This is a genomic window from Mycobacterium sp. E3247 (genome assembly GCF_001667785.1).
Classification (GTDB): domain Bacteria; phylum Actinomycetota; class Actinomycetes; order Mycobacteriales; family Mycobacteriaceae; genus Mycobacterium.
This window is the reverse complement of record NZ_LZJG01000447.1, coordinates 1-5388: the sequence shown is the minus strand read 5'-3', so window position 1 is coordinate 5388 and position 5388 is coordinate 1. Positions and strand designations below refer to the sequence as shown.

Here is a 5388-nt window from a genome sequence, read left to right as displayed (position 1 = left end):
GCCCGAGCGCCGCGGCGACACGCCGGAAGGTAAGCTCGCCCGAGGCGGCGAGATTGACGGCGCCGCTGCCGATTTCGGTGTCCACCAGCGCCCGGTCGAATAGCCGAAGGGCGTCGTCGAGGTGGACGACCTGCATGAGACGGTCGGCCGACCCGCCGGGAAAGACGGGCAGCGCCAGCAACCTACGCACCCAGTTGTCGACGCGTCGGCCGAGAATCAACGCGGAGCGGATCGCGACCCATTCCAGGTCCGATTCCTCGAGCAGCTGCTCGGCCCGGGCCTTGTAGTGTCCGTCCGCGGTGACCGGCGTCCTCGCGTCGTGCTCGGTCTTCGGCGCATCTCCGCCGCCGTAAACCTGCGACGACGACGCGAAGACGATCCGTCTGGCGCCGGACTCAGCCATCGCCGCCAGCACGTTGGCCGTGCCCCCGATGTTGACCTGATCGCTGATCCGCGCCTCGGCGCCCGGGCTGTTCGCCCACGCGCAGTGCGCGACGACCTCGGCACCGGCGACCGCGCGGCTGACCGCACTGCTATCCCGGATGTCGCCCGCGACGAATTCGGCTGCACTCGGCCAGCTTTCGGGTCGGTGCCGCGAGATCCCGATGACGTCGTGGCCCTGGCTGAGCAAGCGGGACGTCAGGCCCCGGCCGAGCACGCCGCCGGCCCCGGTGACGGCGATTCTCACTGATTGTCGACTTTCATGACTATTCGTCGTCGTCCATCAGCGCCGCGTTGACCAGATCCTCGAGATCCATGTCCGCGATGTCCTTCTCTGAAGTCACCGCGGCGACCGGCTGCGCGTTGCCGTCTTCGTTCGCCAACGCCAGCAACAGCTCCAGCACCCCGGCCTGCCGCAGGCGTTTGACCGGAATCGACCCCACCGCCCGCTGTATCTCGGCTTCCCCGGGCGCGACCACCGGACTCTGCTGCTCGGCTGCGCCGACGAGTTCGCGGTGCATGTAACCGGCCAGCGCGGCGGAGTTCGGGTAGTCGAAGATCAGCGTGGGCGACAACGCCAGGCCGGTGGCGGATTTCAGCCGGTTGCGCATCTCGACCGCGGTCAGCGAGTCGAAGCCCAACTCCTGGAACGCCCGGTCCGGATCGATGGACTCGGGGCTGGAGTTGCCCAGCACGGTGGCGATGTTGGACCGCACCAGGTCCAGTAGCACCGCGTGCTGCTCGTCCTCGGGCAGCCCCTCCAGCCGCTGCAGCAGGGCCGATTTCGACTTCGCCGCGGCCAGCGAATCGTCGACCTGGCGCCGGGTCGGCGCGTTGATCAGATCGACGAACATCGGCGGCAACGTCCCGCCGTCGAACTTGACCCGCAGTGCCGCACGGTCGATGTGGGCGGGCAACAGGAACGGCTCGTCGACGATGAGCGCGGTGTCCAGCAGTTCCAGCGCTTCGTCCGAGGACATCGCGACGATCCCGTCGCGGCCGAACCGGGCGCGATCGGCGGCGCCGAGCGCGCCGGTCATGCCACTGGCCTGATCCCACAGACCCCAGGCCAGCGACATCGCCGGCAGCCCCAGCGTGCGCCGGTGCACCGCAAGCCCGTCCAGGAACGAGTTGGCCGCCGCGTAGTTGGCCTGACCCGAGGCGCCCGCCAAGCCCGCCATCGACGAAAACAAGACGAACGCCGACACATCCAGATCGCGGGTCAGCTCGTGCAGGTTCCACGCCGCATCGACCTTGGCCCGCAGCACCGCCGCCACTCGCTCCGGGGTGAGCGAGGAAATCACCGCGTCGTCGAGCACGCCGGCCGCGTGGATCACGCCCGACAGCGGCCGCTGCACCGGGATATCAGTGATCACCTTGGCCAGTGCCTCCCGGTCGGCGGCGTCACAGGCCACCACCTGCACCTCGGCTCCGGCGGCGATGAGCTCCGTGACCAGTTCCGCGGCGCCCGGCGCGTCCAGGCCGCGCCGGCTCACCAACACCAGGTTGCGCGCGTCGTGGCGCGTCACCACGTGGCGGGCCAACGCCGAACCCGCCATCCCCGTGGCACCGGTGATCAACACGGTGCCGGCCGCCCAGGCGTCGGGCATGGTCATCACGACCTTGCCGACGTGGCGGGCCTGGCTCAGATACCGCAACGCCGCCGGCGCACGCCGTACGTCAAACCTGGTCACCGGCAACGGCCGTAGCACGTCGTCGCCGAACAGGGCGACCAGCTCGTCGAGGATCTGCGCGATGCGGTCCGGTCCGGCCTCGAAGAGATCGAAGGCGCGGTAGCGCACACCGGGGTGTTCCCGGGCGACGGCCTCCGGCTCCCGCATGTCGGTCTTGCCCATCTCCAGGAACACACCGCCCGGGGCGACGAGCCGCAAGGAGGCGTCCACGAAGTCGCCGGACAGCGAATCCAACACCAGGTCCACGCCGCGCCCGCCGGTGACCGCCCGGAACTTCTCCTCGAAATCCAGGCTGCGGGAATCCGCGATGTGGTCGTCGTCGAACCCCATGCCGCGCAACGTGTTCCACTTGCCCTTGCTGGCGGTCGCGAACACTTCCAACCCCAGGTGGCGGGCGAGCTGCACCGCGGCCAGGCCGACGCCACCGGCGGCGGCGTGCACCAGCACCCGCTGGCCCCGCTTGGCGGCGGCCAAGTCCACCAGCGCGTAGAAGGCGGTGGCGAACACCACCGTCGCCGTGGCGGCCGCCGTGTGCGACCACCCGGTCGGCACCTTGGCGAGCAGGCGCTGGTCGGTCCTGGCGATAGTTCCGGTGCCGTCGGGGAACAGGCCCATCACGCGGTCACCGATCGCGAAACGTGTTGTTTCAGGACCTGTTTCGATGACCGTGCCGGAAGCCTCGATACCCATGACAGCGTCGGGATCCGGGTACAGCCCCAGCGCGATCATCACGTCGCGGAAGTTGGCGGCCAGGGCCGACTGCGCGACCCGGACCTGCCCGGTGCCCAGCGGGGCGTCGGCGTCCGGGATGCGTTCCAACCGCAGGTTCTCGAAGGTGCCAGAGCTGCTCATGCCCAAACGCCACGGCCCGTCGGCCGGGGGGACCAGCAGACCGCCGACGGCGCGACTGCCGTGCACCCGGGCGGTGTACACCGTCGAGCCGCGCAGCACCACCTGCGGCTCACCGGCCGACAAGGCCGTGGCGACGGACTCCTCGTCCAACGGGCCATCGGTGTCGACGAGCACGATCCGACCGGGGTGTTCGGTCTGCGCCGAACGCACCAGGCCCCATACCGCCGCGCCCGCGAGGTCGGAGACGTCCTCTCCGGGCAACGCCATGGCGCCGCGGGTCGCCACCACCAGGGTGCCGGCCCCATCCCGGGCTAGCCAGGACTGCAGCACCGGCAGCACCGCGCGGGTGGCCGCGTAGACATCGGCGACGACATCGTCGGCCACCGGCGCGGACTCGAACACCACCGCCGACGGTTGCGCCCCGGATTCGCCGGATTCCGTTGCACCCCACACAGATACCGATACGGGCTGCACCGATGTCGACCGCTGGGCCGACCAGATGACCTCGAAGAGCCGCTCCGGGCCGGAACTCGAGACCGCGGCCAGCAGCTGCTGGTCGGTCACCGGCCGGGCGACCATCGAGCCCACGGAGAGCACGGGGAGACCTAGCCCGTCCGCGAGTTCGATCGAAACCGCGGAATCGCTGACCGGCACGATCCGCGCCCGCACCGCCGCCGCGCCCGCCGCGTGCAGCGACACCCGTTGCCACGAGAACGGCACCAGCATCGAACCTTCGGGCAGCTCGTCGCCGTCGGCGGTCAGGATCACCGCATGCAGTGCCGCGTCGAGCATCACGGGGTGGACGCCGAAGCCCGCCGCCGAGACGCCGCTGTCCGCGGGCAGGGTCACTTCGGCGAAAACCTCGTCGCCGCGGCGCCACATCGAGGTCAGGCCGCGGAACGCCGGCCCGTAGCCATACCCGCGCTCGGCCAGGCGCTCATAGCCGTCGCCGACGTCCACCGGGGTGGCGCCCACCGGGGGCCACACCGAGAGGTCCGCGCCCGGCTGCACCGACCCGGCGCGGAGCACGCCCTCGGCGTGCAACGACCAACCCGAACCCGCGTCGGCGCGCGAAAAAACCGACACGGCACGGGCCCCCGCTTCGTCGGCACCGCCGACCACCACCTGCACCGCGACCGACCCCGAACCGGGCAACACCAGGGGCGCGGCCAGATTCAGCTCCTCGATGACGCCGCAGCCCACTTCGTCGCCGGCGCGCACCGCCAACTCAACGAATCCCGCACCGGGGAACAGCACGACGCCACCGACGGCGTGGTCGGCCAGCCAGCCCTGCGCGCCGGGCGACAACCGGCCCGTCAGCACCACCCCGTCGGACGCCGGCAGGTCCACCACCGCGCCGAGCAGCGGGTGCTCGCCGGGCGCGAGTCCGAGGCCCGCGGCGTCGACCGCGGCGGCGTCACCGGAGAGCCAGAACCGCCGGCGCTCGAAGGCATAGGTGGGCAGCTCCACGAAGTTGCCGGTACCGACGACGCCTCGCCAGTCCACGTCCATCCCGGCGACGAATCCCTGCGCGACCGCGCGGGTGAGGGTCACCGGTTCGGGGCGATCCTTGCGCAGCGCAGAAATGGTGAGCACCGGAGCGTCGGGAAGCGTCTCCTCGATCGATGCCGTGAGCCCGCTGGCGGGGCCGACCTCGAGGAAGCGGTTCCCGCCGGCCGAGTGCACCAGGCGCACGCTGTCGGCGAACCGCACCGCCTGGCGAATGTGCCGTTTCCAGTAGGCGGGCGAGGCGTAGTCGTCGGCCGCCAGCTGCCCGGTCACGTTCGACACGATCGGAATCACCGGCTTGCCGATCGCGAGTCCGGCTGCGACCGTGCCGAATTCGTCGAGCATCGGCTCCATCAGCGGTGAGTGGAACGCGTGGGAGACGGCCAACTGGTGGACGCGGCGGCCGTCGGTGCGCAGCCGGCTCGCGATCGCGGCCACCTTGTCCTCGGCGCCGGAAATGACCACGGACGTGGGCCCGTTGACGGCGGCGATGCCGACGGCTTGTTCGTAGGCCAGCAGCGGCCGCAGCTCCTCCTCGGTGGCCTGCACGGCGATCATCGCCCCACCCTCCGGCAGGGCTTGCATGAATCGGCCGCGGGCCGCCACAAGTACGGCGGCGTTCTGAAGCGACAGCACGCCGGCGACGTGGGCGGCCGACAGTTCTCCGATCGAGTGGCCCAGCACGATGTCGGGGTGGACACCCCACGATTCGAGCAACCGGAACAGGGCGACTTCCACCGCGAACAACGCCGGTTGGGCGAATTCGGTGGTGTTCAAGAGCTTTTCGTCGTGACCCCACATGACCTCACGCAGGGGACGCAGCAGGTGCCGGTCGAGCTCGGCCACGACGGTGTTGAACGCCTCGGCGAACACCGGGTACGCGGCGTGCAGG

General features: G+C 70.7%; 2 protein-coding genes. Both read right to left on the bottom strand.

The features are described from left to right. The coding region (locus tag A9X04_RS22430) for an NAD-dependent epimerase/dehydratase family protein (RefSeq protein ID WP_156764489.1) at positions 1-688 on the bottom strand (688 nt) is incomplete at its 3' end. A 19-nt stretch (positions 689-707) separates the two neighbouring features. Continuing rightward, positions 708-5388: type I polyketide synthase (locus tag A9X04_RS22425; RefSeq protein ID WP_156764488.1), on the bottom strand; the 4681-nt coding region annotated here is incomplete at its 5' end.